At 40.3% G+C, this 21,397-nt stretch carries 20 protein-coding genes and 1 riboswitch; of the genes, 16 read left to right on the forward strand and 4 right to left on the reverse strand.

Annotated features, from left to right (window positions below):
• Both ACOAOT_RS06080 and ACOAOT_RS06085 read left to right on the forward strand, forming a co-directional pair.
• Positions 1–705 (forward strand): response regulator, encoded by a 705-nt coding sequence (locus tag ACOAOT_RS06080; protein ID WP_420216175.1) that lies wholly within the window; start codon positions 1–3, stop codon positions 703–705.
• A 23-nt stretch (positions 706–728) separates the two neighbouring features.
• Positions 729–1,313: a P-loop nucleotide/nucleoside kinase family protein gene (locus ACOAOT_RS06085; RefSeq protein ID WP_420216176.1), complete on the forward strand. Its 585-nt coding sequence runs from the start codon at positions 729–731 to the stop codon at positions 1,311–1,313.
• A 72-nt stretch (positions 1,314–1,385) separates the two neighbouring features.
• Here the strand turns inward: ACOAOT_RS06085 and ACOAOT_RS06090 are convergent, their stop codons facing one another.
• On the reverse strand, positions 1,386–2,051 hold the full coding sequence (locus ACOAOT_RS06090; RefSeq protein ID WP_420216177.1) for an O-methyltransferase: 666 nt from the start codon (positions 2,049–2,051) through the stop codon (positions 1,386–1,388).
• 272 nt (positions 2,052–2,323) lie between these two features.
• Here ACOAOT_RS06090 and ACOAOT_RS06095 point away from each other — a divergent pair, with 272 nt between their 5' ends.
• Positions 2,324–3,034, forward strand: coding sequence for a 4Fe-4S binding protein (locus tag ACOAOT_RS06095; protein ID WP_420216178.1), 711 nt, complete (start codon positions 2,324–2,326; stop codon positions 3,032–3,034).
• A 92-nt stretch (positions 3,035–3,126) separates the two neighbouring features.
• Positions 3,127–4,023, forward strand: coding sequence for a metallophosphoesterase (locus tag ACOAOT_RS06100; protein ID WP_420216179.1), 897 nt, complete (start codon positions 3,127–3,129; stop codon positions 4,021–4,023).
• A gap of 10 nt (positions 4,024–4,033) precedes the next feature.
• Here the strand turns inward: ACOAOT_RS06100 and ACOAOT_RS06105 are convergent, their stop codons facing one another.
• Both ACOAOT_RS06105 and ACOAOT_RS06110 read right to left on the reverse strand, forming a co-directional pair.
• Positions 4,034–5,425, reverse strand: a complete 1,392-nt coding sequence (locus tag ACOAOT_RS06105; protein ID WP_420216180.1) for a sensor histidine kinase — start codon at positions 5,423–5,425, stop codon at positions 4,034–4,036.
• On the reverse strand, positions 5,406–6,119 hold the full coding sequence (locus ACOAOT_RS06110) for a response regulator transcription factor (protein WP_420216181.1): 714 nt from the start codon (positions 6,117–6,119) through the stop codon (positions 5,406–5,408). Before ACOAOT_RS06110 ends, ACOAOT_RS06105 begins: the two co-directional genes overlap by 20 nt.
• 171 nt (positions 6,120–6,290) lie before the next feature.
• Between ACOAOT_RS06110 and ACOAOT_RS06115 the strand changes: the two genes are divergently transcribed.
• From ACOAOT_RS06115 to ACOAOT_RS06125, 3 genes are all read left to right on the forward strand, one after another.
• Positions 6,291–6,791: a hypothetical protein gene (locus ACOAOT_RS06115; RefSeq protein ID WP_420216182.1), complete on the forward strand. Its 501-nt coding sequence runs from the start codon at positions 6,291–6,293 to the stop codon at positions 6,789–6,791.
• A 298-nt stretch (positions 6,792–7,089) separates the two neighbouring features.
• Positions 7,090–7,926 carry a PRD domain-containing protein gene (locus ACOAOT_RS06120; RefSeq protein ID WP_420216183.1) on the forward strand — a complete coding sequence of 279 codons (837 nt, stop codon included), beginning with the start codon at positions 7,090–7,092 and terminating at the stop codon, positions 7,924–7,926.
• Between the two features lie 9 nt (positions 7,927–7,935).
• Positions 7,936–8,424, forward strand: a complete 489-nt coding sequence (locus tag ACOAOT_RS06125; RefSeq protein ID WP_420216184.1) for a PTS sugar transporter subunit IIA — start codon at positions 7,936–7,938, stop codon at positions 8,422–8,424.
• An 82-nt stretch (positions 8,425–8,506) separates the two neighbouring features.
• Here ACOAOT_RS06125 and ACOAOT_RS06130 read toward each other — a convergent pair whose 3' ends face one another.
• On the reverse strand, positions 8,507–11,035 hold the full coding sequence (locus ACOAOT_RS06130; RefSeq protein ID WP_420216185.1) for a cation-translocating P-type ATPase: 2,529 nt from the start codon (positions 11,033–11,035) through the stop codon (positions 8,507–8,509).
• Positions 11,036–11,151: 116 nt separating this feature from the next.
• Positions 11,152–11,249, reverse strand: a riboswitch (NiCo riboswitch).
• Positions 11,250–11,422: 173 nt separating this feature from the next.
• Between ACOAOT_RS06130 and ACOAOT_RS06135 the strand changes: the two genes are divergently transcribed.
• The 9 genes from ACOAOT_RS06135 to ACOAOT_RS06175 all read left to right on the forward strand — a co-directional run bounded on the left by ACOAOT_RS06135 (position 11,423) and on the right by ACOAOT_RS06175 (position 21,312).
• Complete coding sequence (locus ACOAOT_RS06135; RefSeq protein ID WP_420216186.1) at positions 11,423–11,785, forward strand: ArsR/SmtB family transcription factor; 363 nt, start codon at positions 11,423–11,425, stop codon at positions 11,783–11,785.
• A gap of 107 nt (positions 11,786–11,892) precedes the next feature.
• A protein-coding gene (locus ACOAOT_RS06140) for an IS3 family transposase (protein WP_420215795.1) occupies positions 11,893–13,313 on the forward strand; the annotation gives its coding sequence in 2 pieces (ribosomal slippage) (positions 11,893–12,379 and positions 12,379–13,313; 1,422 coding nt in all).
• Positions 13,314–13,587: 274 nt separating this feature from the next.
• Positions 13,588–14,430 carry a BglG family transcription antiterminator LicT gene (licT, locus tag ACOAOT_RS06145; protein WP_420216187.1) on the forward strand — a complete coding sequence of 281 codons (843 nt, stop codon included), beginning with the start codon at positions 13,588–13,590 and terminating at the stop codon, positions 14,428–14,430.
• Positions 14,431–14,499: 69 nt separating this feature from the next.
• Positions 14,500–16,329 (forward strand): beta-glucoside-specific PTS transporter subunit IIABC, encoded by a 1,830-nt coding sequence (locus ACOAOT_RS06150; protein ID WP_420216188.1) that lies wholly within the window; start codon positions 14,500–14,502, stop codon positions 16,327–16,329.
• Between the two features lie 12 nt (positions 16,330–16,341).
• The gene (locus ACOAOT_RS06155; protein ID WP_420216189.1) at positions 16,342–17,793 is read left to right on the forward strand and encodes a glycoside hydrolase family 1 protein; all 1,452 of its coding nucleotides are present in this window, start codon (positions 16,342–16,344) and stop codon (positions 17,791–17,793) included.
• Between the two features lie 151 nt (positions 17,794–17,944).
• Complete coding sequence (locus ACOAOT_RS06160; protein ID WP_349669157.1) at positions 17,945–18,226, forward strand: autorepressor SdpR family transcription factor; 282 nt, start codon at positions 17,945–17,947, stop codon at positions 18,224–18,226.
• Complete coding sequence (locus ACOAOT_RS06165; RefSeq protein WP_420216190.1) at positions 18,213–18,878, forward strand: SdpI family protein; 666 nt, start codon at positions 18,213–18,215, stop codon at positions 18,876–18,878. The genes ACOAOT_RS06160 and ACOAOT_RS06165 overlap by 14 nt, the downstream gene beginning before the upstream one ends.
• Positions 18,879–18,900: 22 nt before the next feature.
• A complete protein-coding gene (locus ACOAOT_RS06170; RefSeq protein WP_420216191.1) occupies positions 18,901–19,467 on the forward strand; it encodes a TetR/AcrR family transcriptional regulator in 567 nt (188 codons plus the stop codon).
• Positions 19,468–19,617: 150 nt separating this feature from the next.
• Positions 19,618–21,312: an oleate hydratase gene (locus tag ACOAOT_RS06175; protein ID WP_420216192.1), complete on the forward strand. Its 1,695-nt coding sequence runs from the start codon at positions 19,618–19,620 to the stop codon at positions 21,310–21,312.
• Positions 21,313–21,397 lie beyond the last annotated feature (85 nt).

Here is a 21,397-nt window from a genome sequence, read left to right on the forward strand (position 1 = left end):
ATGGATATTAAACCAATGGTTCTGGTTATAGAGGATGAAAATGCCATCTGCAACTTTATCACAGCAATCTTAAATTCCAACGGGTATCGGGTCGCAAAATCAAACACCGGTAAGACAGGGCTTTCTATGGCAGTTTCTTATAATCCTGATGTGATTCTGCTTGATTTAGGGCTTCCGGATATGGACGGTGTGGAAGTGTTAAAGGGCATCAGGGAATGGGGCAGAATACCCGTGGTCGTAGTTTCTGCCCGGGGTCATGAAAGAGAGAAAGTAGAAGTACTTGATTTAGGTGCAGACGATTATATCGTAAAACCATTTGGAACATCGGAACTGCTTGCACGCATACGGACAGCGCTTCGGCACAGCCCACAAAGCATGGGCGGGGAATCAAATGGAACAGAAAAGATAACCATTGGTGATCTTGAAATTGATTTCGGAAAACGGCTGGTTCTTCTTGACGGAAATATGGTTCATCTGACGCCGGTAGAGTATAAAATCCTTGCTTTGCTGTCAAAAAACCCAGGAAAAGTGCTTACCCATGATTATATTATTAAGGAGATATGGGGAGCTTATGCCGATGACAGCCATACTCTGCGTGTTAATATGGCGAATATCCGGAGAAAAATTGAATCAAATCCGGGATTTCCTAAATATATTTTAACGGAAATGGGAGTAGGATACCGAATGGCAGAGGAAGTAAATTAAAACAGGACAGGAGTGTGGTAAATATGAAACGACTGATTTTAGTAACATCCCCTCCGGCAAGCGGAAAAACATATATATCCAAACAGCTTGCCAGGAATTTACAGCACGTGGTTTATCTTGATAAAGATACTCTGATTGTTTTATCCAAGCAGATATTTGTGGTAGCCGGTCAGGAATACAACAGAAGCTCTGATTTTTTTGAGGCTAATATCCGGGATTATGAGTATATGGCAATCGTTGATCTTGCCATGGAAGCTTTGGACTATGATGATATTGTTCTGATTAATGCTCCATTTACAAGAGAAATACGAGATACCGGGTATATGAATGCCCTGCGGGAAAGACTGGCAGAAAAAGATGCAAAGCTTACCGTAATATGGGTACAGACGGATGTGGAAGTATGCAGGCAGAGAATGATTGAACGAAACAGTGACCGGGACCAGTGGAAGCTGGACCATTGGGAGGAATATATAGCAGGTGTTAATTTTGACATACCAGAAGAATTAGACGATCCAGACTGTAACGATGATCTGTTAATCTTTAAAAATTCCTCGGATACCGAATTTCAGACATCCATGAAAGAAATATTAGATATTATTGAAAACTAGCAAAACAGGCTGACTCCAAAAAATGAAGTCAGTCTGTTTTATTGTTGATTGATAGTTACGAAAAGTAATATATTATTTTTTTACTGCAACAATCATTCCGTCTCCAATTGGCAGCAGCGTGCTGCTCAGTTCTGTAGAATTTACCACAATGTGGTTGAACTCACCTATAGGTTTCACCTGATCGCCCCACTTTGAATCTAAGTCCATCACAGGAAATAAGGCATCATCGGCAATGAAAACACCGCCGGGTTTTAGAATCCGGATACAATCCTTAAGCAGACAGGGGTAAAGCTGTTTATCCACATCCTGAAAAATAAAATCAAAAGAGGCATCTGAAAAGCCAGGGACAATCTGGCATGCATCACCCTCCAGAATTTGTATGGTACTGTCAACGCCTGAGCGAATAAAATTATTTTTCGCCTGTGCGGCAGCAGCAGGATCAAACTCAATTGTAGTGATGGTTCCTCCATACTCTCTGGCAGTCAGTGCCATGGAAGTTGCCGAAAATCCGATGCTGGTACCAATTTCAAGGATAGTCTTTGGCTTTTTCATCTGTAATATTAATTGCAGAAAGCGGGCCGTGCTGTCATCCACAACCGGCACAAAATCTTTCCAACCGGTTTTGCTTACAAATTCTTTTTTTTGCAGAGAAGCTGTTACACTATACAGGTCTTCGATGTAAGTCTCATATCTTTCCAATGTATCAGTCTCCAAATCCAAATCCAATTCTTTTCTCATAGCTTATATCTCCTTTTTATTAATATTCCTGCCTGAAGGAGAACGCAAAAAACACACCCTCCAACCATGCAGGTCAGACAGTGCGTTGGCTTACGTGAACGCTTACGAGATTTATGTACTGACAGTATATATCAATCTAAAAATTAAATCAATCAGAAAAATCTTATATTGACTAATATATCATAATGTTATATCATTAAAATACATAAACAGATCCGGTAACTGCCATCATATCAATAGCAGGCCGATAATTAAAAAAGGAGTTTACTATAATGAGACAACAAGTTCGTAAAGGTATATTGGTTTTTTCTGCTTTAATGTTTCCAATGACTTTTTTTCTTTTATCCCCTTTTGTAATTGTTTTATCTGCCACACAAGGTGTTTTGAATGGAAGTGCGATGATCTTTGGTTTGCTCCTGATATTTTCGGTCATTGGAAGCCGGCTTTTCTGCGGCTGGCTTTGCCCCGGAGGAGCTGTTCAGGATTATATTTCCGGTGCGAACAGCCGTCACTGGAACAGCAGGTGGAAGAATGTAACCAAGTATATGATCTGGCTGGTGTGGTTTTCATTCATCGTTTTTCTATGGATACATAATCGTCCCCTAAAAGCAGATTTCCTTTATTTTATAGACATTAATGCACAATACCTTATCATTTATGGAATTGTAATGTCCATTATATATTTGTTCACTTTAATGACTGGCAAACGTGGAATGTGCCACAGCCTTTGCTGGATGGCTCCGTTTATGGTAATTGGCGAAACAATTGCAGACGCTCTTCATATACCAAGATTCCGGTTGAAAGCGAAACCCAATAACTGCGTCTCCTGTGGTAAATGCAGCAAAATCTGTCCAATGGGGCTGAATATAGCGGAGATGGTTAAATCAGGAAATGTAGATAGTAAAGAATGTATTAACTGCCTGGAATGCGTGGATGGCTGTCCAAAGAAAGCAATAGAATTCGGAATATGCAGGAAACCTTGATTTATAAGAAACGGCATTTCTTTTCCCGGCTTTCAACAGTATAAAAGCTTAAATAAGTTTTATACTAATAGAAAAGTCAAAATGGAGTTAATATGAAAGCAAATAAGAGACTGACAAAAGCATTTAAACATGCTGAAACCATAACCTTTGATAAAAATTCTAAATTTATATTTTTTAGTGACAGTCACCGTGGTGATGACAGTGTTTCAGATGAATTTATCCGGAACCAGAACATTTTTTTACATGCTCTTAATTATTATTACAAAGAAAACTATGTTTATGTAGAAGTGGGCGACGGTGATGAATTATGGGAATATAAAAATTTCAGTGTCATTCGACTGGCCCATACGGATGTGTTCACTGTAATGAAGAAGTTTTATGATTCCGGACGGTTCATTCTGTTATATGGGAATCATAATATTTATCTTAAGTCCAAACATTTTGTAAAATCCAATTATTATGAATTTTATGATTATTACAATCAAAAGACGGTAGATTTATTTAAGGGAATCAAACCAAAAGAGGCTTTGGTCTTACAATATAAAGAAAACGGGCAGAAGATCTTTGTACTTCATGGACATCAGGGAGATGTTATGAACGATCAGCTATGGGTTGTGTCCATGCTGCTTCTGCGCTATTTTTGGAGATATCTCCATCTGGTGGGTTTTGACAATCCCACAAGCCCTGCCCGTAATTTATTCAAAAGGCATAAGATAGAACGGATCTATGATGAATGGATTAAGAAAAAAAAGGTTATGCTGATTTGCGGTCATACCCACAGACCGAAATTCCCAAAAGCAAATGACCTTCCCTATTTTAACACTGGCTGCTGTACCCGCACAAGAGGAATATCAGGGATTGAGATAATAGATGGTAAGATATTAATGGTTGACTGGAGGATTGCAGCCGATGAAGAAGGAGGGCTGAAAGTCCTCCGTACTGTAGTCAGAGGACCGGAGCCCATTGAAAAATACAAGATCTTAAAATAAACCAGACTTTTTAAAAGGATATTTCAAAAACAGCTCCATGGTCCTGGTTATACGCTTTAATTCTGCCGTTCAGCAGCTCTGCTGCTGATTTTGCGATGGCAAGCCCTAAACCGAAATTACCATTTTTCCCTTTATAGAAACGGTCGAAGATAAAGGGAATGTCGTTTTGGGGAATTCCATCTCCATCATCTGATATAATTAAAGACACAATCCCGCCTTTTTTTTCCAGGGAGATGGTGACTTTCTGCCTGGCATAGCGCATGCAGTTGGAGACGATGTTAATAACTGCCTGGGAGAGAATCACGTCGTCAGTCTGAATCATTACGTCATATTCAGGCAGAAGCAGTTCTAACTGTTTCGCTGATTTAGCCGCCAGCCCCATAAGACGCTGAGTATAATCTTTTAATAAATGACACAGGTTGACCTCTTCCCACTGTGGTTTGTACGTTCCGCTTTCGTAGCGGGAGAGTGTGAGCAGTTCACTTACAAGTTCGTTTAAGCGTATGCTTTCACGTTTGATAATTTGAGCTGCTTCTTTTGTATCAGGGAATATGCCGCTTTCAATTCCTTCGGCATACCCCTGAATGGACATGAGTGGAGTTCGAAGTTCATGAGAAGCATTTTGCAGAAATGTCTTCTGATTTTTATCATAGGTCTCAAGCCTTCCCACCATGATGCTGATGTTATCATAAAGCTGCTTAAACTCTAGTGTATCCAGGGGAATGTTAAAATGGCTTACATCAAAATCCCCCTGGCCGATCTGCAGGGAAAGAACACCAAGCCTGGTGATGGGCACAGTAATATGTGCTGCGATTTTCTCTGAAAAATAGATAGCGATAAGGATACCAAGAAGCATGATGGCAAAAAGGATGAGATTGACTGCTCCCAGATATTTATTCATTCGGTCTGCCGGAAGGACAAATACGGCGGTTAGATTGCTTAAATCGTCATTGTTCAGGGAATAGGCGATGGTGAAATATTTTTTACCGTTTACAGGAATGGTGTAAACGGTGCCCTGGTTCATCTTAAGATACTCATCCTTTATCACATCTAAGTATGCAATCTGGGAAGGGGCAAGCTTTATCTGTGATGGAAATACAGGGTTTGCATCCCGATCCAGAAGATAGAAATCCATACCTTGTGAAAAATGAGAGGATTTAAGGGCCATGAGGATATTTCTTGCCATACTCAATGCTTTCTTCTCTGAGGGCTGGCCTCCGTCTGTTTCCAGTTCACTTTTTATTTCCTTTTCCACTGCGCGGATTGTAGTTTTTAATTCATTTTTGGCAGTAGCATTGCTGTAGATCCGAAAGGAAAGATTAAATAAGATAAGGGTGGCCAGGGGAATCAGTATGAGAAGGGTTAAAAATGGCTTCTGGATTTTATTTTTTATACTCTTCATGGGTATCTCCTAATTCCAGGCGGAAACCAAAACCCCAGACAGACTGTATTTTTACGTCTGCTTCCGCAACTGCCAGTTTTTTTCGCAGTCTTTTAATCACATCATCGGTTGCTCTGGTATCTGCTTCAAAATCAAATTTCCAGACATGCTTTAGCAGTTCTTCCCTGGACACCGCCTGTTCCTTTTTTTCCATCAAATAGACCATAAGGGCAAATTCTGTGGGAGTAACATCAAGTGTCTTTCCATTCACGGAGAACTCTCTTTTATTTACATCAGCCTTTATATTTCCAAAAAGATAGATTTCTCCCTTGTAGCTGCCTAAGTCCAGCTCCATTCTCCGAAATAATGCTTTTACTCTGGTTACAAGCTCCATAGGAGAAAAAGGCTTTGTTAAGTAATCATCGGACCCTAAAGTGATTCCGGCTATTCGGTCTGCTTCGCTGTCTCTGGCAGAAACAATTACAATCAGTGCATTACTTCTTTTCCTGATCTCCCGGCATAGCACAAGTCCGTCCGTACCAGGCATCATAACATCTAAGATTACCATATCTGAAGGATTTTTATCAAAAGCGGCATACAATTGGTCTCCGTCTGGAAATGTCTGTACCTCAAACCCCTCAGCAGCCAGAAAAAGCTGTATTAAATCCCTGATGGGCTGTTCGTCATCTGCAAGGTAAATTCGTTTCTTTTCCATTTATCTATAACCCTTCCTTTCGGCTGTTTCGTATATTTTATCATTTTCTATTTCGAATTCATAGAGCTGCCACAATTTTGCCACAGTTTCACCTTTGAAATGCGTCAGGTAATGGTAGTATGATTTCAAACAGAAAAGAAAAAATCCCCCCCAATGAAAGGAGTAACAATTATGAGAAAATCAATGAAATCAATTACATCTCTTTTAACCACTGCTATGCTTATCACAGGAACAGTAGCCATTCCAGCTCAGGCAGCAACAACAGCAGTAAATCCGACTAAAGCAGCAGCCACAACACAGGCAAGCAAGGCAGGCACAGCAGCCAAGACAACAGAGGCAGCAAAGACAACAGAGGCAGCCAAGACAACAGAAGCAGCAAAAACAACAGAGGCAGCAAAAGCTGATTCCGCAAAAGCAGCCGCTGTAAAAACAGATAAGAAAGCCGTTACAAAAAAAGCAGCAAAAGTAAAGAAACATAAAAAAGCAGCTGCAAAGAAGACCAGCAAGGCTAAAACACATAAAAAAGCAGCTGTAAAAAAGACAAAAGCAGTAAAAAAACAGAAAAAAGCAGCAAAGGTTAATAATACAGCAGCAAAGACAGCAACTAAAAAAACTGCAGCTACTACAAAAACCGCAGCCACTACAAAAACTGCAGCTACTACAAAAAAGTAATACATAGGAATAAATAAATATTTTTTCATCATCGACTGCACTGTTTATAGAATTGAGACCGTATTTCTCTGGTTCTCAAATATATTAATAGTGCAGTATTTTTAATAACCCACTTGTGTATAGTGCACAAATAATAACTTTTATTTTAATTAGATTTTACACGTTGACATAACGCTGTTTTTTCACTATACTTAATTCATTATAAGGATTGTTACTCTTTGAGGCATTACCTGTTTTATTTGGTATGCGTTCAGGGAGTTTTTTTGTTTATTTACGTACTTTCAAGTGAGGAAATATTATGAAGGTTATAAAAAAGATTAACAATAATGTTGCATTATGTGTGGATAATCATAAAAAAGAGTTAATTGCTTTTGGCAAAGGAATCGGTTTTCCCGCTATGCCTTATGAGATCAGGGATTTAAGCTCCATTTCAATGACCTTCTATCGAATGGACCAGAGCTTTTATAAATTGCTGGAGGAAATACCAGAGGAAGTGTTTGAGGTATCGGCGATCATTGTAAAAAAAGCTCAAATGACACTGGATTGCACTTTGAATCCCAATCTTCTGCCGGGACTTGCGGATCATATTCATTTTGCATTAAAGCGTATAGAAAAATACAAGGAAATGAAAATGCTTTTTTCCTATGATATCGAGCAATTGTATCCGGCAGAAACTTCCCTGGCAAGAGATGCAGTTGGGCTGATAGAAAGTAAGCTGTGCGTAAAGTTACCCGACAGCGAAATAACCAATATCGCAATGCATTTTGTAAATGCAGAAGAAGAAAACATGGGTGAAACCAACGGAGAGTTCCAAACTGATCAGCTGATAGATGAGATTACTGGTATGATTGAACAGACATTTGAAACAGAGATAGACAGGGAAGGGTTTAATTATAACAGGTTTGTTATGCATTTCAGATATTTTTTGAAGCGAATTATAGAAAAAAAGCAGTTCATAGATGATAATGGAGCTTTATTTGAAACACTGAAGGCTGAAAAGCCGGAGATCTACGATTGTGCTGTACAAATCAGCGACAGGGTGGTCGATCAGCTGCATGCAGAGATAACACAGGATGAGATACTATATCTGATGATACACATTAATCGGATTATAAAAAATAATACAATCAATTAAGGAGATAAGATGGGATTATTTGAAAAAATAGGACAGAAATTCAACAGCAGAAAAATCGTTTATATGCCCATTACCGGTAAAGTAATTACTTTAAGCGAAATTAATGACGGTGTGTTTTCGGAAGGCATTCTTGGAAAAGGAGTTGGTATTATACCTGAGGAAGGTATTGTATACGCCCCATTTGACGGAGAGGTTATTTTAATTGCAGACACAAAGCATGCCATTGGTTTAAAAAGTACACAGGGTGTTGAACTCATCATACATGTGGGAATGGACACAGTGGAGATGAACGGGAAAGGCTTTAGCCAACAGGTAAAAGTCGGAGATTCAATAAAATGCGGACAGCAGATTATGACATTTTCTTTAGAGGAAATAAGTAAAAGCGGTTATGCGACTACAACGGCGGTGATTGTTACTAATTCAGATAAATTTAAAACAATTGAAGTTCTTTTAGAAGGTGATCAGGAAAAACAGAAAGAGCTGCTTAATCTTTCTTAAATCGTCAGCCCGGTTCCGAATCAATGGAACCGGGCTGTTTCTTTTTTGGCTATTTTAATGATTATAAACTGGTGGACCTTTCTTACGTCTTAACCGCTTTTTCATTAACCTTGGTCAGTTTTACCAGCTCATACCACAGAACCGATGCAGCTGCCAGCCCCAGTGCTGTAAACATCTGCAAAGCAGAGAGGGGAGCCAGCTTTAAAAGTCCTGCGAGAGGCGAATAGAGGATGACAGCAAGAAGAATAACGGTACCTGCGTTGACAGCCCACATAATCTTATCATTTAGAAGCTGTCTGATGGAACGAAAGATGTTGTTATAGTCTGAGCTGTTGACCTGTACAAGGAATAAATTTGCCAGCATGATTATGGAAAGCCCCATGGAACGGGCAGCAGGTGCATGGGCAGGGCTGTTTTTTACAGTGAAGTAATATGCTCCAAAGGAAGCTGCAAATACAAACAGACCCTGGAGAATACTTTTTGAAAGCAGCTTACCAGTCAGCAGCTTTTCTTTTGGGTTGCGTGGCTTGCGTTTCATAATATTGGTTTCGGCTGGCTGACGCTCCAGTACAATGGAACAGGTGGGGTCAATCAGAACTTCCAAAAGCACCACATGAAGAGGCAGGAGTAAAAGAGAAGCAGGGGCGATGCCAAGGAATGGACCAAGCAGGGAGGAGAACGCAATGGGAATGTGGATTGTAAACACATAACCCACAGCTTTGCGGATATTATCGTAGATGCGGCGTCCGTCCCTGATGGTTTCCACGATGGTGGTAAAGTTATCATCCATTAAGATAAGGTCGGCGGCCTCTCTGGACACCTCACTTCCTCGTTTCCCCATAGCAATCCCTATGTCGGCATATTTAAGGGCGGGAGCATCATTGACACCGTCGCCGGTCATAGCCACAATATCTCCATTTTCCTTAAATGCTTTTACAATCCGCATCTTATGCTCCGGGATAACCCGGGAGAAGATGGACACGTTTTTAACGGCCTCCTGCAGCTGGGGATCTGACATGGCTTCCAGCATTTCTCCTGTAATAATACGGTCGCTGCCGGGAATGCCAATTTTCCTTGCAATTGCGGAAGCAGTAATACCATTGTCACCGGTTATCATGACCACACGGATGCCAGCTTCCCTGCATAAGGCTATATCATTTTTCACACTTTCCCGGGGAGGGTCTGCCAGACCCACCAGTCCCAGAAATGTCAGGCGGCAGTCTGTAATAGAGGCAGGAATCGCCTGGTCATTTACAGGGTTTGCAGTTGCAACTCCAATCACACGTAATCCTTCACCGGATAAGTCGTTAATTTGTTTTTCAGCAATCTCTCGTTCCTCATGGGTGAGTTCACAGATTGTCAGGATTCGTTCCGGGCTTCCTTTTGCTGCGATAACCAGCTGTCCGTTCCGGCGCCAGACATGCCCCATCATTTTTAGTTCATTGGTAAAGGCATATTCGGTCACAAATTCATGATGGAACAGACTTTCTTTTGATATACCATGATCTTCACAGTAAGTGAGCATGGCTTTTTCCATAGGATCATAGGTGTCTGTCTCACAGCCAAGTCCCATTGTTTCTATCAGCTTTTGTTCCTGTTGGTTTCCAGCCCATACTTTTTGAACCGTCATCTGATTCATGGTGATCGTTCCGGTTTTATCCACACACAGAACTGAAACGGCACCAAGTGTCTCTACACTTGGCAATTTGCGCACCAGTGAATTCTTCTTAGCCAGTCTCCAGGCTCCCATAGAAAGAAAGACGGTGAGGATGACCGGAAACTCCTCCGGGATCATTGCCATGGCAAGAGTCACTCCGGAAAGGATACTTTCAATAAGCCGGTCACTGAATCTGTGATCAGGGATATTAAACCAGGTAAAGATTCCTACCATCAGGAAAAGAACACCTGCTATCACGGCACAGGTCTTCACCAGCTTTCCGGTCTGCTTTTGCAGCGGGGTATCTTCCTGGGGGGTAATGGCAACTCCCAGGCCGATTTTGCCGTATTCGGACTGTGCTCCGATCTTATCCACTTTAATTGCTCCAGTGCCCTGCATAACCAGTGTTCCGGCATAGCAGTAGTCCTTACGCCAATAGTCTTTTTCCGGTAATTTATTTCCAACAGGTATCTTAAAGACCCTTTCAGCCTCGCCGGTCAGAGAGGATTCATCAATACATAAATCGGCACAGCGAATCACCTCACCGTCAGCCGGAATCTTCACACCTTCGTGAATCATCATTAAATCACCAGGCACAAGATCCGCGCTGGCAATCAGTTTTTCAATTCCATCCCGTATTACCGGAATTGTGGGTGCAGAAAGGTCTTTTAAAGCGTTTAAGGTTTTATCTGTTTTCCATTCCTGAATTACATCAATGCTGATTATGCCGATAACAAAAATAAGCATAATGGCACCATCTCTGGGTTCTCCCAGGATAAAATAAATGACAGCTGCAATGATAAGTAAAAGAAACATGGGTTCGCAGATAATGTGAAAAACCTTCTTAAAAAAGCTTTCCTTCTTCTGCGGGATCAGTTCATTTTTACCATACTGATGCTGTCTTAGTCTGGCCTCCTCGCTGGTTAGGCCATTGTAATTTGGGGTGTCTGTCATAAAAAAAATCCTCCATCTCTCGCCAAAGCGGCGGTGTCATGATTTCTCCTATGGCACTCCATTTGAGTTCGTTGTTCCGTAAATGTGTATAAAAAAAACACACCGGCGGAACATACTACTGTCCCGCAGATGTGCGTAAATTGCAATCCGCTGCCGTTCGTTGGACGGCCCAGCCCCACGCCCTTTCGGGCATCGCCTGCTCAGTTTGTACTGTTGATCTCGAATTCCATTGGAATATAATGCAGTGCAAAGAGATTTATACATTATATGTAGAGGGATCAAAAATGTCAACTACTTTATTTGAATAAATTCCATTCTCCGTCTTGACGTGTGATGGAAGAATTACGTATAATTAATAAATTGAAGTTTAGAAGGGATACAGTGTGAATGGGAGACTCAATTAATAAGTGTGATTGTCAGGCGATTAATGAGGAATTGGCAGAAAAAGTGAAATCAGAAATGGAAGACGACGGCTGTTTTTCCCTCCTTTCTGCATTTTTTAAAATAATCAGTGATGATACCAGAATAAAGATTATGTATGCGTTATCAAAAAGTGAATTATGTGTAAATGATCTGGCTGTAATTTTAGATATGACGAAATCTGCAATATCCCATCAATTAAAGCTTCTAAAGGGATCAGGCCAGGTAAAGTCCAGAAAAGAGGGTAAATTTGTCTATTATTCATTAGACGATGAACACGTATTTGAAATTATTGAGAATGCTTTAATCCATGTAAAGCACCAAAAATAGGATACCATGATCAAATTTTCTCATAATAATGTGAGAAAAGAGCATCGTCAGTGAACCGACCCCCAAAAGTTAGACCTAGAATCTAACGATTGGAGGTCGGTTTTATTATGTCAAAATACAGTTTTGAATTTAAAAAACAGGTGGTTGATGCATATCTACAAGGAAAAGGTGGATATACGTTTCTAGCTGAGAAGTTTGGAGTTACGAATAGGCGTCAAGTTTTAAATTGGGTTCATTATTACGAGAAATTTGGTGATGAAGGACTATTTCGTTCTAGAAAAAATGAGAGTTATTCTTTTGAATATAAGCTTCGTGTGGTAGAGTTATACTTATCAAGTGAAGTTTCATATCAAGAGCTGGCTCTTTCTGAAGGAATTAACAATAATGCATTAATTGCAAAGTGGGTAAATGATTACAGAATTGCCGGTCCTGATGCTTTGAGACCAAAGAAGAAGGGACGTAAGAAATCATTGGATTTATTTAGAAGAAAACAAGATATTCAGCCTACTGAGATTACTCCAGTTGATACTAGTGCTGAACATGTAAAGCAACTTGAGGACGAACTTCTAAAACTTAGGATTGAGAATGCTTATTTAAAAGAACTGAGGAGGCTGCGTTTAGAGGAGGAAGCTCTTCTGAAAGAAAAGCGAGAATCGTCTACAGCCTCCGAGGAGAATACAGACTAAAAGACATTCTCGCAGTTATTGGATTTCCAAAAGCAACTTATATGTATTGGCAAAAAAGATTTGATAGAGAAAATCCTAATCAGGAACTTGAAGATAAAATTTTAGAAATTCATAAAAATAACAAAGATTATGGATACCGTCGTATGTATGGAGAACTTCGTAATCAAGGATTTACGGTTAACAAGAAGAAAGTACAGAGAATTATGCAAAAGCTTAATCTTCAGGTATTCTCCTTTACCAGAAAGAGCCGTAAATACAGTTCTTACAAAGGGAAAGTTGGAACTGTAGCACCCAATAGAATCAGGAGACGATTTAAAACTTCTATACCTCATCAGAAGATTACGACAGATACTACTGAGTTTAAATACTATGAAGTCGATTGCAAGGGACATATGGCAATGCATAAGCTGTACCTGGATCCATTTATGGATATGTGTAATGGTGAAATCTTAAGTTTTGCTATTGATAAACATCCATTGGCTGTTAATGTAATGAATGCATTAAATGAAGCAATAAAAATAACATCTGATTGCCCATATCGCAGAACCTTTCATTCAGATCAAGGCTGGGCTTACCAAATGAAAGCATACTCTCATCGCCTCAGAGAAGAACGAATCTTTCAGAGTATGTCACGAAAAGGGAACTGTTACGACAATTCTGTTATGGAGAACTTTTTCGGACTTTTAAAACAAGAAATTTATTATGGTGTTGTGTATTATAGTTTCGAAGAACTAAAAAGTGAAATAGAAAAATTTATCAAGTATTACAATGAGAAACGAATTAAAGAGAAACTAGGATGGATGAGTCCTGTGCAATACAGACTCAGCCTCTTGGCAGCATAAAAGAAAAAGGCGAAGCGGAAAAATCCACCTCGCCATAAAGTCTAACTTTTAGGGGTCACCTCACAGCAGGCCGTTGACGGTGCTTTTTTTTATCTTGCTAAATTCATTCTTTTGTATTATACTATGGTCAAATGGATGGTGATTGCATTTGCAAGCTATACCTGTTTATTATGTTATTGTGGCATTTTTTGCCCATAATACATGATAAACAGGTTTTTTTTCGCCAAAAACAGGTACTTGAGGATCGTTAATACAGTGGACAGGGGTGAAAAGCATGATCATTTACAAAATTTTTAATAACAACGCAGTCGTTATCAGAGATGAAAACGGGGTGGAGAAGGTTGTTATGGGCTGCGGTCTTGCATTTAAAAAGAAGAATGGAGATGAGCTTGATGAAAGCAAAATCGATAAGATCTTTGTTTTGTCTGATCCCTTAATAAACAACCGGTTTCAGGAGCTGGTTGCCAACATTCCCATCGGCTATGTGGAGCTGGGAGAAGAGATGATTGAATATGCTTCAAAGGTGTTAGAGGCAGACTTAAATGATACCATTCATTTATCTTTAATTGATCACATTTATTCTGCTGTGAAACGGTTCCAGGAAGGAATCACAATAAAAAACGCTATTTTATGGGATATAAAGAAGTTTTACAAGAAAGAATTTGAGATTGGTTTAAAGGCACTGGATATGATAGAGAAACGTTTTTCTATCCGCCTGCCGGAAGATGAAGCGGGATTTATCGCCATTCATTTTGTGGAAGCTGTTACAAAAAAAGGTTCTGAAGAGATTCATCAGGTTGCGGAACTGATCTCAGAGATTACCAATATTGTTTCCTATAATTTTCACTTTTTTTTTAAAGAAGACTCATTATATTATTACCGTTTTATCACCCACTTAAAGTTTTTTGCCCAGAGACTTCTGGAGGGAAAAACCTATCTTGATGATGAACAGGATGATCTGCTTTTAATCATTAAGAAAAAATATGTGAATGCCTATGAGTGTGCGGAAAAGATTTGTGAGTTTCTCAGAAAGAAATATAACTACCAGGTATCCAATGATGAAAAACTGTATTTAACGCTTCACATTGAACGAGTTGTTTATAAGACTGTTTTATGACAAGATGGTTACATTAGGTTGGCTAAACTTTCATATTTCAAATAAAAAAGAAAAATGGAGGATTTAACAATGGGAAAATATGACCTGTTGGCAAAAGACATTATCAAAAAAGTCGGCGGCAAGGATAACATTTTAAGCCTTGTACACTGCGTAACCCGTCTGCGCTTTCAATTAAAAGATGAAAGCCTTGCAGATGATGAAGCGCTGAAACAGACAGAAGGTATCATAACAGTGATGCGCAGCTCCGGTCAGTATCAGGTTGTCATCGGAAACCATGTACCCCAGGTATTTGCAGATGTTTGTAAAATTGCAAATATTTCATCAGAAAAAGAGTCAGAAAAAAAGAAGATGAGTTTCAGGGAAAAATCACTGGATCTGATTTCCGGGATTATGATGCCTGCAATCGGTATCCTTTGTGCCTGCGGTATGTTAAAAGGATTTAACTCCATCCTATCCTACCTGGGACTTTATTCCAATGAAGACGGAATTTATATTCTGCTTAATGCAATCGGAGATTCCATCTTTTATTTCTTCCCGGTTGTTATCGGTTACAACACTGCAAAGAAAATAGAGATGAATCCGTTCCTGGGTCTGATTATAGGAGCTGCTCTGTGTTATCCAACCATTAACGGAGTGGATGTACCTCTGTTTGGACATGTGTTTAATGCAACTTATACATCCACACTGCTTCCAGTCATATTAATCGTAGCTGTAGCAAAGCCTCTGGAGAGCTTTTTCAACCGGATAATTCCTGATATGGTGAAAACCTTTATCACACCAATGCTTGTGCTGTTAATATCAGTTCCTCTTGGTTATGTGGTAATCGGACCTCTTGCCAACATGCTGTCCAATGGCATTTCTCAGGCGGTATTATCTGTATATAAACTAAGCCCAATTGCTGCCGGATTTTTAGTAGGCGGATTCTGGCAGGTAATGATTGTATTTGGTGTTCATATTGTACTGGTTGTGCTTTGCATTACAAATATTATTTCAGGAACTCCCGATCCGATCCTGGCATTTACCACCTTTGTTACCTTTACAACCACCGGTATGGTTTTCGCCATGTGGCTGAAAACAAAGGATAAGAGCTTAAAACAGATCGCTCTTCCTGCATGGATTTCAGGCTTTTTCGGAGTAACAGAGCCGGCTATATACGGAATTTTACTTCCCAGAATGAAGCATTTCGTTCTTTCCTGTCTCTGTGGAGCTGTGGCTGGTGCAGCAACAGCAGCTTTAGGATTAAAATATCACACAATGGCAGGTATGGGACTGTTTGAGATTCCGGCACTACTTGATCCGGCACAGCCGGGAGTAAGTCTGGTGAGAGCAGTAATTGCTGCAGCGATTTCACTGGTAATTGGTTTTGTTGTTTCTTTCCTGACCTTTAAAGATGAAGAACCTTCTCAGACGAAGGGGGAGGAAAGTGATTCTGAAAAATGTAAAAAAGAAGCGATTGCATCTCCGTTAACCGGTAAAGTCAAACCTCTCAGTCAGATTGAGGATGCGGCATTTTCAAATGAAACTCTGGGAAAAGGGGTTGCAGTTATACCGGCAGAGGGAAAAGTCACGGCTCCGTTTGACGGCACGGTTATGATGCTGTTTCCAACAAAGCATGCCATAGGACTTATGTCTGATCAGGGCTGTGAAGTGATCATCCACATAGGAATGGATACGGTTCGTTTGGACGGAAAACATTTTGATGCCCATGTAAAAGAGGGCGACAAGGTGAAAAAGGGAGATCTTCTCATCACCTTTGATAAAGATGCAATAGAAAAAGAAGGTTATTCTCTTGATACCCCGGTTATCGTGACAAACACAAATGATTATATGGATATTATTGCAGTGATGGAAGGCGGTTCAAACGTCCGGCGCGGTGATGATTTAATTGCCATATTATAACAGACAGGAGGAATGAAATTGTTTCCAGATAATTTTTTATGGGGCGGTGCTGTTGCAGCCAACCAGTGTGAGGGAGCCTGGGAGGCTGATGGAAAAAAAGAGAGCATCTGTGATCATTTGACGGCAGGATCCCTTAATAAGAACAGGGTTTTTACTTCTGAGATTCGTAAGGAGGAAAGTTATCCCAGCCATACCGCAGTTGATTTCTATCACCACTACAAAGAAGATATTGCATTATTTGCAGAAATGGGGTTCAAGGTATTCCGGCTGTCCATCGCCTGGAGCAGAATTTTCCCAAATGGAGATGATGAAATTCCCAATGAGGAAGGCTTGCAATTCTACGACCGGGTTTTTGACGAGTGCCACAGGTACGGAATTGAACCAATGGTGACACTGAGCCATTTTGAGATACCGTACCATCTGGTGAAAGCATACAAAGGATTCGCGGATCGCAGAGTGATCGGTTTTTTTGAACGCTATGTAAGGTGCGTAATGGAGCGGTATAAGGATAAGGTAAGGTATTGGCTGACCTTTAATGAAATCAATTTTGCCACCATGCCTATGGGAAATCTTGAGGTGCTTGGCATTATTAACCGGGAAGACGATGAGGTGGCGAATCCCTTAGATGATAAAAACCTCCGCTTTCAGGCACTCCATCATGTATTTCTTGCCAGTGCAAAAGCGGTGGCGGCAGCAAGAGAAATCAACCCGGAATTTAAAGTGGGCTGTATGATTGCTCATATCACCATGTATCCGTTGACGTCCAGACCGGAGGATATGCTTCTTCTACAGGAACTTGACCATTTAATTAATGATTTCTGTGCAGACGTTCAGGTAAAGGGGAGCTATCCCGGATATGCACTGCGCTATCTGGAAGAGAATCAGATTCAGCTGGCTGTTGAACCGGAGGATGAGGCTGTATTAAGAAATGGATGCGTTGACTTTTATTCATTCTCTTATTATATGAGCAACTGCGTTACTACAGAGGAAGGTCATGCCACCACTCTGGGCAATCTGTTAGGCGGTGTAAGAAACCCCTATTTGGAGACAAGTCAGTGGGGCTGGCAGATTGACCCCAAAGGTCTCAGGTATACGCTCAATAAGATTCAGGACCGATACGGGATTCCGATTTTCATTGTTGAAAACGGACTTGGTGCGGTTGATCAGCCGGATGACAACGGATTTATTCGTGATGATTACAGAATTAACTATTTAAGACAGCACATAACTGAAATGGAACGTGCTATTAACAGTCATGTAAATCTTATGGGATATACCGTATGGTCAGCTCTTGATATCGTAAGCTCGGGCACTGGAGAAATGAAAAAGCGATATGGCTTTATCTATGTGGATAAGGACGACCAGGGAAATGGAACAATGAAACGGGTCAGAAAAAAATCATTCTACTGGTACAAAAAAGTAATTGAAACCTATGGGGGAGATTTAACGGATATAGAAGTATAATAACAGGGACATGCCGGAGTTGTTTTTCTCCCGGTATGTCCCTGTTTTGTAATAAAATGCCAGGAAATAAATGAAAAGATATTATTGACAGAAATTCAAGTCGGGAGTAATATCTATTTAGAAAAATATCTAAATAGATAGGAGGATCATATTGGGATTTCCAGATACATTTAAGGCTCTCTCAGATCCCGCCAGACGGGAGATTCTAATGATGTTAAGAAACGGCCGTTTATCAGCGGGACAGATTGCAGAAAAATTTGATATGACCAATGCCACGATTTCATACCACCTTACTCAGTTGAAAAAGGCAGATCTGGTATTTGAATCAAAGCACAAAAATTTTGTTTATTATGAACTGAATACATCTGTTTTTGAGGAGCTTATGCTTTGGCTGTCTCAATTTAAGGGAAAGGATAAGAATGATGAAGAATAAAAGAACAATTATTATAACCTCTGTTTTGTGTTTGCTTCCCGAGATCCTCTCTGTAATACTCTATAAAAGACTGCCGGAGCAAATCGCGGTACACTGGAACAGTGCAGGTGAAATTAATGGATATCTTCCAAAAGCCATGGCTGCATTTGGAATGCCATTTGTATTTCTGCTGCTCAATATCTTTGCAAACATGCGTCTCCTCTATGATCCCAAATGGAGGGGGCAGTCCAGGGCACTCCGCGTAATTGGTATCTGGATGGTACCTCTTATTTCCCTGATCATGATACCCGCCACACTGCTTATGTCACTTGGTTTTAAATTTCCAATCATGTCATTCTCCTTCTATTTAACAGGCATTGTGCTTATTATAACTGGAAACTACTTACCGAAGAGCAGAAGAAACTACGTGATGGGAGTGAGACTTCCATGGACATTAGATAATCCGGATAACTGGAATAAAACAAACCGGCTGGCCGGTCATTTGATGGTGGTCGGAGGTCTCCTCCTCCTGGTAAGCGGTTATCTGCATCTGACTGCTGCTTTTCATGGAGTCTCTGTCATTATTTTCGTAGTGATTCTAATCGTTGTTATACCTCCCATTTATTCCTTTGCCCTATATAAAAAAGAGCTGGATACAGGTGGTAAAATATAAGCTGCAGAAAAGGATGAAAATTATGTCGTCTTCCCTTATAACCAAGAATGCCCTGGCACAGTCATTAAAGTCTCTGATGATGCATCACTCTCTGAATAAAATATCGGTAAAAATGGTGACCGATGCCTGTGGTGTGACAAGACATACCTTTTACAATCATTTTCATGATGTTTATGAGCTGTTAGACTGGATATTTGAGAATGAAGTAATTGATGAACTGGATGATCACTGCCGTTTGTCCAACTGGAAGGAAGGGCTTATGATTGTACTCAATTATACTCAGGAAAACCGTGTAATCTGCACCAATACCTGCAGATCCATGGGACGTGAGCATCTGGAACTGTTTTTATATAAGACTTTTACGCGGGCACTGACTGGAGTGATTGAGGATATTTCGAAAGACTTAACCACAGTTGTGGAAGAGAAAATCAAAAAGGAAGTATCGGAATTTTATTCCTATGCAATCACTGGTGAATTTTTAAAATGGATCAACAATGGTATGAAAGAATCAAAGGAAGATGTTGCAGACAGAATTGCCAGAATGCTTGACGGAACGATTCTTTATATGATAAAGAAAACAACAGCCTGACGATCATTTTTTCACACTTTTGATAAACTGTGAAAAAATGATACAGATAAAAATTTTGTTCATTGAAAGAGAAGGCTGAAATAAGTAAAATCACCTTGTAAATGATAATCAAACGAGCATCACTGATTTATTAGGAAAGGGGATTTTATTATGAACAACTATCAAAGAATCAACCCAAAAGCACCCCATAATATTGAAAAAAGAAATGCCTATTTATTGGGCGGCGGAATTGGTTCACTGTCCGCAGCCGCATTCCTTTTAAGGGATGCTCATATGCCAGGAAAAAACATTCATATACTGGAACAGCTGGAGGTTTTGGGAGGCTCTATGGACGGGGCAGGTACTGCTGAAACCGGGTATACGGCACGAGGCGGAAGGGAAATTGAAGAACATTTTGAATGCTTCATGGAACTGTTCAGCTTTATTCCTTCTATAAAGGATAAATCAATCAGCGTTTTAGATGAATTTGTTCAGTTAAATAAAGAGGAGCCCATCCTGTCCCATTGCAGATTAGTGGAAAATCAGGGCCAAAAAGCGGATTTTTCTGATTTGGGCTTATCTACACCGAATGCCATGGAGCTGGCAAAACTCCATATGCTGACGGAAGATGCACTTGGTGCTACAACCATTGAAGAGTTTTTTAGCGAAAGCTTCTTTGAAACAAAATTCTGGTATTACTGGGCAACCATGTTTGCATTTGAAAAATGGCACAGCGTAGTAGAAGTTAAACGCTATATGGAGCGGTTTATGCACCTGATTGGAGGTATGAACCGGCTGGATGGGATACTTCACACAGAATATAACCAGTATGATTCTCTGATTCTTCCGTTAATCACCTGGTTGAAGGAACAGAATGTTTCCTTTGAATATGGCTGCAAGGTGACTGACATTGATTTTAATATTATAGGAAATGAAAAAACAGCTACTGCAATTCATCTGATCAGAGCCGGAAAAGAAGATGTGATTGAAGTAGCAGAAGATGATTTAGTACTGTTTACAAATGGCTCCATGACTGAAAATACCACCAGAGGCGATTTAAACCACCCGGCTGTGCTCAATCGTTCTGAGGATAAGGGCTGTTTTAGTGTATGGAAAAAGATCGCTGCAAAATCACCGGATTTCGGACACCCAGAAAAATTCTGTGAAGATATTGATAAATCCAAATGGATGTCCTTTACTGTAACATTAAAAGACGATGATACGGTATTTCCTTATCTCTACCAGCTGACTGGCGATAAACCAGGAATGGGAGGTCTGGTAACGATTAAAGATTCCAGCTGGTTTATGAGCTGGGTTGTGCCAAAACATCCCCATTTCATCAATCAGCCAGATGATGTCAAGGTTCTCTGGGCTTATGCACTGAATATGGACGTTCCCGGGGATTATGTAAAGAAGACATTTTCAGAATGTACCGGCCGTGAGATGTTTGAAGAGCTGCTGTATCATATGGGCTTAGAAGAGAAAATACCAGAGATACTGTCTCATACAGTGAATGTCATACCAAGCATGATGCCTTATATAACCGCTCAGTTTATGCCCAGGGTTGCTGGTGACAGACCGGCGGTAATTCCACAGGGAAGCAAAAACTTTGGATTCCTCGGGCAGTTTGCAGAAGTACCCGGCGATTGTGTGTTTACTGTGGAATACTCAGTCAGAAGCGCAATGATGGCGGTATATGGTCTGATGGATCTGGGGAAAGCAGTGGATCCGGTCTACCCATCCCAATATGATATCCGGGTTCTGATCAATGCAGCAAAGACATGCCTGGGGGTAGATAAGCTTCCTCTTAAGAATATTCCCCTCGGACAGCTGATCATGAATACAGAACTTAGTAAGCTGTTTTAAATATAACAGAATAGTCAGTCAGCCGCATGGCTTTTGTATTGTATTACAGAAGCCATGCGGTTTTTACGTTCTATCTTATTTTCAG

The organism is Lacrimispora struthionigena, assembly GCF_048627165.1.
Lineage (GTDB): Bacteria > Bacillota > Clostridia > Lachnospirales > Lachnospiraceae > Lacrimispora.

What these genes read in the sequence shown, in the direction of transcription:
- ACOAOT_RS06135 (WP_420216186.1), top strand. Translation starts at nt 11,423, where the DNA reads ATGGGAGACTCAATTAATAAGTGTGATTGTCAGGCGATTAATGAGGAA.
- ACOAOT_RS06115 (WP_420216182.1), top strand. Translation starts at nt 6,291, where the DNA reads ATGAGAAAATCAATGAAATCAATTACATCTCTTTTAACCACTGCTATG.
- ACOAOT_RS06080 (WP_420216175.1), top strand. Translation starts at nt 1, where the DNA reads ATGGATATTAAACCAATGGTTCTGGTTATAGAGGATGAAAATGCCATC.
- ACOAOT_RS06150 (WP_420216188.1), top strand. Translation starts at nt 14,500, where the DNA reads ATGGGAAAATATGACCTGTTGGCAAAAGACATTATCAAAAAAGTCGGC.
- ACOAOT_RS06100 (WP_420216179.1), top strand. Translation starts at nt 3,127, where the DNA reads ATGAAAGCAAATAAGAGACTGACAAAAGCATTTAAACATGCTGAAACC.
- ACOAOT_RS06165 (WP_420216190.1), top strand. Translation starts at nt 18,213, where the DNA reads ATGATGAAGAATAAAAGAACAATTATTATAACCTCTGTTTTGTGTTTG.
- ACOAOT_RS06110 (WP_420216181.1), bottom strand. Translation starts at nt 6,119, where the DNA reads ATGGAAAAGAAACGAATTTACCTTGCAGATGACGAACAGCCCATCAGG.
- ACOAOT_RS06095 (WP_420216178.1), top strand. Translation starts at nt 2,324, where the DNA reads ATGAGACAACAAGTTCGTAAAGGTATATTGGTTTTTTCTGCTTTAATG.
- ACOAOT_RS06155 (WP_420216189.1), top strand. Translation starts at nt 16,342, where the DNA reads ATGAAATTGTTTCCAGATAATTTTTTATGGGGCGGTGCTGTTGCAGCC.
- ACOAOT_RS06090 (WP_420216177.1), bottom strand. Translation starts at nt 2,051, where the DNA reads ATGAGAAAAGAATTGGATTTGGATTTGGAGACTGATACATTGGAAAGA.
- licT (WP_420216187.1), top strand. Translation starts at nt 13,588, where the DNA reads ATGATCATTTACAAAATTTTTAATAACAACGCAGTCGTTATCAGAGAT.
- ACOAOT_RS06105 (WP_420216180.1), bottom strand. Translation starts at nt 5,425, where the DNA reads ATGAAGAGTATAAAAAATAAAATCCAGAAGCCATTTTTAACCCTTCTC.
- ACOAOT_RS06125 (WP_420216184.1), top strand. Translation starts at nt 7,936, where the DNA reads ATGGGATTATTTGAAAAAATAGGACAGAAATTCAACAGCAGAAAAATC.
- ACOAOT_RS06120 (WP_420216183.1), top strand. Translation starts at nt 7,090, where the DNA reads ATGAAGGTTATAAAAAAGATTAACAATAATGTTGCATTATGTGTGGAT.
- ACOAOT_RS06130 (WP_420216185.1), bottom strand. Translation starts at nt 11,035, where the DNA reads ATGACAGACACCCCAAATTACAATGGCCTAACCAGCGAGGAGGCCAGA.
- ACOAOT_RS06170 (WP_420216191.1), top strand. Translation starts at nt 18,901, where the DNA reads ATGTCGTCTTCCCTTATAACCAAGAATGCCCTGGCACAGTCATTAAAG.
- ACOAOT_RS06175 (WP_420216192.1), top strand. Translation starts at nt 19,618, where the DNA reads ATGAACAACTATCAAAGAATCAACCCAAAAGCACCCCATAATATTGAA.
- ACOAOT_RS06085 (WP_420216176.1), top strand. Translation starts at nt 729, where the DNA reads ATGAAACGACTGATTTTAGTAACATCCCCTCCGGCAAGCGGAAAAACA.